Origin of the sequence: Streptomyces beijiangensis (assembly GCF_017315755.1) — a bacterium.
In the GTDB taxonomy this organism is placed as follows: domain Bacteria; phylum Actinomycetota; class Actinomycetes; order Streptomycetales; family Streptomycetaceae; genus Streptomyces; species Streptomyces beijiangensis.
Genome location: NZ_JAFLRJ010001464.1, coordinates 1 through 370, shown reverse-complemented (window position 1 = coordinate 370; position 370 = coordinate 1). Strand labels below are relative to the sequence as shown.

Here is a 370-nt window from a genome sequence, read left to right as displayed (position 1 = left end):
GTCTCGTGGGCTCGGCGCGGACCACGGCGCTGCCCGAGGACTCGATCTCCGCGAGGAACGCTCGGTTGATCTCGGTGTAGCGGTCGGCCCAGCGCGCGTCGAGGGGGTTGATCAGGTCGTCGTAGGCGATGCCGAGCGCGGCCAGGTCCTGCACGATCAGGTCGTGGTTGCGGTCGGCGACCTTCGCCGGGGAGACGCCTTCCTGGTGGGCGCGGACAGGGACGTGCGACTCGTGGGCGTCGCTGACCGAGATCATGGTGGCCCGGCCGCCGCCCCGCAGGATGTGACGCCGCAGCACGTCCATCTTGAGCAGGGGGCCGGCGATGTGCCCGAGGTGGGCGCGGCCGTTCGGCACGAGGCAGACGGGGGT

1 protein-coding gene is annotated in these 370 nt (G+C 71.9%); it reads right to left on the bottom strand.

What is annotated here, in order from left to right:
* The coding region (locus J0695_RS42270; RefSeq protein WP_206970098.1) for a class I tRNA ligase family protein at positions 1-355 on the bottom strand (355 nt) is incomplete at its 3' end.
* Positions 356-370 lie beyond the last annotated feature (15 nt).